The 1220-nt window shown below is 72.1% G+C and carries 3 protein-coding genes; 1 reads left to right on the top strand and 2 read right to left on the bottom strand.

The window, feature by feature from the left end:
* The coding region (locus tag AC2W7G_RS16735; protein ID WP_485869435.1) for an alpha/beta fold hydrolase at positions 1 to 278 on the bottom strand (278 nt) is incomplete at its 3' end.
* Between the two features lie 122 nt (positions 279 to 400).
* On the opposite strand from AC2W7G_RS16735, the gene AC2W7G_RS16730 reads away from it, so the two are divergent.
* Positions 401 to 805 carry a hypothetical protein gene (locus AC2W7G_RS16730; RefSeq protein ID WP_485869434.1) on the top strand — a complete coding sequence of 135 codons (405 nt, stop codon included), beginning with the start codon at positions 401 to 403 and terminating at the stop codon, positions 803 to 805.
* Positions 806 to 837: 32 nt separating this feature from the next.
* Here the strand turns inward: AC2W7G_RS16730 and AC2W7G_RS16725 are convergent, their stop codons facing one another.
* On the bottom strand, positions 838 to 1041 hold the full coding sequence (locus AC2W7G_RS16725; protein ID WP_485869433.1) for a hypothetical protein: 204 nt from the start codon (positions 1039 to 1041) through the stop codon (positions 838 to 840).
* Between the last annotated feature and the right edge of the window lie 179 nt (positions 1042 to 1220).

Raw genomic sequence — 1220 nt, 5'->3', positions numbered from 1 at the left:
AGCTCGAGCCCGGTCCGGTGGCCGACCAGGTCGCGCACCATCGCGACGGTCCAGTCGGCGAGCTCCGGCAGGCCGCCGGGCCCGTCCAGCGCCGGCGTGCGTCCGAAGCCGGCGAGGTCGGGGTAGATCCGCTCCCAGGGAGCCGCCCCGGCCAGGACGTCGTCCAGGCCCAGCAGCATCCGGTGGTCGACGCCGTTGCCGTGCAGGGCGACGAGCGGCATCCCGTCCCCGCGCCGGACGACGTGGGCGGCGGGCCGGGCTCCGGGTGCGTCCGTCATGGCGCCATCGTGCCGTGCCCTGTGCTACGCGTAGCACCGCGGCTAAGGCGCCCGTCGGGACCACGGGTCCCGCGAACGAGTCAACCACGGGTTGACGCGTGGTGTGCTGCCAGGATCGTGCCGTGACCACGCTCGAGCACGTCGGCTTCGCGGCAGGCGACGTCTACCTGTACGAGTTCGACACCGCGGCCGGCTTCCGCGTGAACCTTCACGACTCGACGTGCGTCGCCGTCGACCACCGCCCCGTCGCGCGGACGGCCACGCTGAGGTTCGCGCTCGAGGCGCTCGGCGAGGACCTGCACCCCGACACGCTGGTGGCCGCGCTCGCTCTCGAAGGGGTGGACGCCTTCGCAGTCGAGACCGACGTCGAGCCCGGCGTGAACCTGCCGCACCCGACGGTCCGCGGACAGGTCACCGACCTGAGGGCGCACGACGGCTACGTGGAGCTGGTGCTGCTCGGCGAGGTGGTCACGTTCAACGCCCGCCGGGTCACCTGCACCATCGAGACGCTCGGGTCCGTCAGCTGACCAGCACCGCGCGGGGTAGCGACGGGACCGGCTCAGACCTGCTCGACGCCGTCGGGACCGACCGCCTTGGCCGGGCAGTCGGGGTTCGGGCACACGTCCTGGGCCAGCACCGTCACCGGCGAGCCCTCGTTCCAGTCGTTCGTCACGACCGACTCGATCACCTCGGACTGCAGCTCCGTGCCGCACACGGGGCAGTGAGTCGGCCATTCCACGTTGTCGTCCGCGTTCGCAGTCATGACAGGCACGCTACGACGGCGAGCCGTGGCCCGCCGGTCGAAGTAGCACCTTGACAACTTTTCTTGTCAAGGCGCACGCTGGGGCCATGCAGGACGTCGAAGTCATCGAGGACGCGGGCACCGCCGCCGCCGCGCTGGACCCCGTGCGGGCGTCGGCTGCTCACCGAGCTGGCCGCGCC

This window comes from Aeromicrobium sp. PFPM2_SD2 (assembly GCF_057364525.1).
Note: the sequence above shows the minus strand (reverse complement) of the source record. Positions and strands in the feature narration are given on the sequence as shown.